This window comes from Streptomyces sp. NPDC047049 (assembly GCF_040643995.1).
Classification (GTDB): Bacteria; Actinomycetota; Actinomycetes; order Streptomycetales; family Streptomycetaceae; genus Streptomyces; species Streptomyces mooreae.
Window position 1 is genome coordinate 1 of sequence record NZ_JBEYVM010000041.1, and the last position, 3835, is coordinate 3835.

The window sequence follows — 3835 nt, forward strand, 5'->3', positions numbered from 1 at the left end:
TGGTTCACCGCGGAGCCCCGTACCACCGCGAGCACCCGATGCCCATGCCGCACCGCATCGGACAACCGCTCCACCACCAGCACACCCACACCCTCGCTCCAGCCGGTGCCGTCGGCTGCCGCGGCGAAGGACTTGCACCTGCCGTCCCGGGCGAGGCCGCGCTGCCGGCTGAACTCCACGAAGATGCGCGGGTGGCACATCACGGTGACACCGCCCGCCAACGCCAGAGAGGTCTCACCGGAGCGCAACGACTGCACCGCCCAGTGCAGCGCCACCAACGACGACGAACACGCCGTGTCCACCGTCACCGCGGGCCCCTCGAGCCCCAGCACATACGACACCCGACCGGAGGCCACGCTGCCCGCCGTGCCGATGCCGAGGTACCCCTCGATCTCCTCGGGCAGCGTGTCCACCCCGGAGCCGTAGTCGTGGTACATCACTCCGGCGTACACGCCGGTGCTGCTTCCGCGCAGTGCGAGGGGATCGATCCCCGCGTCTTCGACGGCTTCCCAGGACGCCTCCAGCAGCAACCGCTGCTGAGGGTCCATCGCCAATGCCTCCCGCGGTGAAATGCCGAACATCTCCGCGTCGAAGTCACCCGCACCGGCCAGGAATCCGCCCTCGGCGGTATACGACGTGCCTGCCACGTCCTCGGAACTGAACAACTGGTCCAGGTCCCACCCACGGTCGTCGGGGAACGCGGACACGGCGTCCCCGCCCGACATGAGCAGCTTCCAGAGGTCCTGGGGGCTTTGCACACCGCCGGGGTAGCGGCACGCCATCCCCACGATGGCCACCGGCTCGTGCTGGGCGTCCTCGACCTCCTTGAGACGGCGACGGGTCTGCCGGAGGTCGGTGGTCAGCCGCTTGAGCGTGTCGAGGATCTTCTTGTCATCAGCCATCGGCTACTTCGCGTCCTCTCCTGCTGAGAGGCCTTCAAGCGCGTCCTCGGCGAGATCGAGCATCTCGTCGATGGTCGACACGTCCAGGTCGGCGTCGGCGTCGTCGGATCGTTCGGGCAGCCAGGCCGCGGCCAGCTCTCTCAGCCGGCGGAGCAAGGCTTCGTGCCGGGCGTCACCGGGGGGTGTGCGCCGCAGTTCGGCCTCGACCTCGTCCAGCCCGTCCCTGGTGGGGCTGTTCTGGCTCTCCAGTATTCCGGCGAGCAGGTGCTCGGTGAGCGCCGACGTCGTCGCGTAGGTGAAGACCACAGTGGTCGGCAATCGCAGACCGGTCGCGGTGACCAGACGATTGCGCAGCTCCACGGCGGTCAGCGAATCGAATCCCAGGTCCATGAAGGCCCGTTCCGGATCGATCGCCGCCGCGTCGTCATGGCCCAGGACGGCAGCCACCTCCGCCTGGACGAGTTCGTTCAGCGCCGGCGCCCGCTCGGAATCGGGAAGCGCCGCCAGCCGTGCTGCCGACCAGCGCTGGTCGGGCTCGGCCGTGGTGCGACGCGTGGGCACCCGTATCAAACCCTGGAGTACGGAAGGCACACCGGTGCGTCCCGCCTGGGCCCGCAGCGACGAGAGGTTCAGCTTGACCGGCAGTACCGCGGGAGCGTCCAACGCCCGCGCGAGATCGAACAGGGCCAGACCCTCCGCGGTGGACAGCTCCGTGACGCCGGCACGTTCCAACCGCCGTACGTCCGTGTCACCGAGGTGTGCGGTCATGCCGGTGCGCTGGGCCCAGAACCCCCAGGCCAGGGCGATTCCGGGCAGCCCCTCCTCGCGTCGGCGCAGTACCAGGGCATCCAGCACCGCGTTGGCGGCGGCGTAGTTGCCCTGGCCCGGTCCGCCGAACACCGCTGACGCGGAGGAGAAAAGGATGAAGTCCGCCAGGTCGAGCCCCTGGGTGAGCGTGTGCAGGTTGAGTGCCCCCTCCACCTTGGGTGCCAGCACCGCCGACACCTGTGCGGGAGTCATGTCCGTGATCAGGGCATCATCAAGGACACCAGCGGCGTGTACGACAGCGGTCAGCGGATGCGCTCCGGGCACTGCCGACAGCACCTCGGCCAACGCCTCCTTGTCCGCCGCGTCGCAGGCCACGATGGACGCCTCGGCACCCAACTCCCGCAACTCCGCCGTCAGCTCTTCGGCGCCTTCCGCGCGCGGGCCGCCGCGGCTCAGGAGAAGCAGGTGCCGGACGCCGGACCCGGTCACCAGATGGCGTGCGAGCTCGGCGCCCAGCACACCGGTACCACCGGTGATCAGCACGGTTCCCTCCGGGGCCCACGCCCTGCCGGCCCGTTGACCGCTCGCGCCCGCCCTGACCAGCCTGGGTACGAACAGCTCTCCCTGACGCACCGCCACCTGCGGCTCGCCGGATTTCACCGCGGCGGGCAGCTGCCGGTAGTCCTCGTAGGTGTCGTCGGCCTCGACCACGACAATCCGGTCACCGTGCTCGGACTGGGCGGAGCGCACCAGCCCCCACACACCGGCGGCCGGGAGCGCCGGCGTCCGGCCGGTGAGGAGCACCAGCCTGGCATCGGCGAACCGCTCGTCGGACAGCCAGGTCTGCAGGATGTCCAGCGTGTGCAGTACGGCGGCTCGCACGGCCGCCGCGTCGTCGGATTCCCGCAGGGGGACGGGGACGACCACGACGCCAGGTGCGGCATGGCCGGCGCCGATGTGCTCGGCCAACTCCTCGAACGTCTCATAGGAGCCGTCGGCCACCCCGGCGTCCACCAGCGCGCCGGACTGCGGCTCCGCGCTGCCGACGACGGCCCATGGTCCGGTGTCCTGCACCAGCTCGCGGACGCCGGGCTTCGCCCACTCCACCTGGAACAGCGAGTGCTCGCCGGCGGACCGCAGGAGGTCGAGTTGCTTGGCGGGTGCCTTCCGAACCAGCAGGGAATCCACCGCCAGTACGGGCCGCCCGGCCGCGTCCCTCGCCACCAGCGCCACGGCGTCGGCGCCCTGCGCGGTCAGCTGGACGCGCAGAGAGGTGGCACCGGTCGCGTAGAGCGAGACACCGTTCCATGAGAAGGGAAGCATGATCTGGCCCGAATCCGAGCCCGTATTCAGCAGTCCGCCGGCCACCGCCGCCTGAACCGCCGCGTCGAGCAGGGCCGGGTGCGACTGGTACGCGTCCGTCTCCGTCAGGCACTGTTCGGGGAGCTCCACCTCGGCCAGGACGGCTTCGCCGTTGCGCCACACCGACCGAAGCCCCTGGAACGCGGGACCGTAGTGGAAGTCATCGGCAGCCAGTCGTTCGTACAGGCCCGCGATGTCGACCGCCTCCGAGCCGGAGGGCGGCCACGCGGCGTTGTCGACGGCGACGTTCTCCGTGCCGGCCGACAACGTTCCGACCGCGTGCCGTGTCCATCCTTGCTCGGTGTCGGCGCGACGGGAATGGAAGCTGACCGAGCGGCGCCCGTCGTCGCCGGACGCGCCGATCACGAACTGGATGTGCACCTCCTTGTCCTCGGGCAGCACGAGCGGCGTCTCGAACGCCAACTCCTCGATCCGGTCGCAGCCTGCTTCCTCGGCCGCGTAGAGCGCCATCTCGACGAACGCGGTTCCCGGCAGCAGCACGGTGCCCAGCACGGCATGGTCGTTCAGCCAGGAATGCTCACTTCCGGACAGGGTTCCGGAAAACACCAGCCCGCCTTCGGGCTGCGCCAGTGTGACCACATCGGTCAGCAGCGGATGGCCTGTCGAAGCGTCCTTCGGTGCCACGTTTTCGAGCCAGTAGTGGTCGTGTTGGAAGGCGTAGGTGGGGAGTTGGATGCGTTGGGCGTGGTGGTCGGTGAAGGCGGTGTGCCAGTCGATGTCGACTCCGTGGACGTGGGCTTCGCTCAGTGAGGTGAGGAAGCGGTCGAGGTCTCCGTCGTCGC

2 protein-coding genes are annotated in these 3835 nt (G+C 69.7%); both read right to left on the reverse strand.

Annotated elements, in window-relative coordinates:
- A partial coding sequence (locus tag ABZ851_RS37195; protein WP_361137140.1) for a beta-ketoacyl synthase N-terminal-like domain-containing protein occupies window positions 1-902 on the reverse strand: 902 nt, incomplete at its 3' end.
- Between the two features lie 3 nt (window positions 903-905).
- A partial coding sequence (locus tag ABZ851_RS37200; protein WP_361137142.1) for a type I polyketide synthase occupies window positions 906-3835 on the reverse strand: 2930 nt, incomplete at its 5' end.